Origin of the sequence: Colwellia sp. MB3u-55, from assembly GCF_014076785.1 — a bacterium.
In the GTDB taxonomy this organism is placed as follows: Bacteria; Pseudomonadota; Gammaproteobacteria; order Enterobacterales; family Alteromonadaceae; genus Colwellia_A.
Genome location: NZ_JACGUS010000022.1, coordinates 1 through 324 on the forward strand (window position 1 = coordinate 1; position 324 = coordinate 324).

General features: G+C 38.6%; 2 tRNA genes. Both read left to right on the plus strand.

Annotated features, from left to right (window positions below):
* Positions 1–10 precede the first annotated feature (10 nt).
* Positions 11–86 (plus strand) — tRNA-Asn (locus H4J66_RS00930).
* A gap of 123 nt (positions 87–209) precedes the next feature.
* Positions 210–285: transfer RNA gene (locus H4J66_RS00935), tRNA-Asn, on the plus strand.
* The last annotated feature ends 39 nt before the right edge of the window (positions 286–324 follow it).

The following is a 324-nucleotide window of genomic DNA, read 5'->3' on the forward strand; positions in this document are numbered from 1 at the left end:
AAAGAACAATTCCTCAATAGCTCAGTTGGTAGAGCAACGGACTGTTAATCCGTTTGTCCCTGGTTCAAGTCCAGGTTGAGGAGCCACATAAGATAAGCCTGCAATTATTTGCAGGCTTTTTTTTATTTGAATGACTACTTCAATTAATTGGTAGTAGCGAATAAAATTAGTCGCTTTTCATTATTAAAGGCAACTACATAAAGAACAATTCCTCAATAGCTCAGTTGGTAGAGCAACGGACTGTTAATCCGTTTGTCCCTGGTTCAAGTCCAGGTTGAGGAGCCACATAAGATAAGCCTGCAATTATTTGCAGGCTTTTTTTTA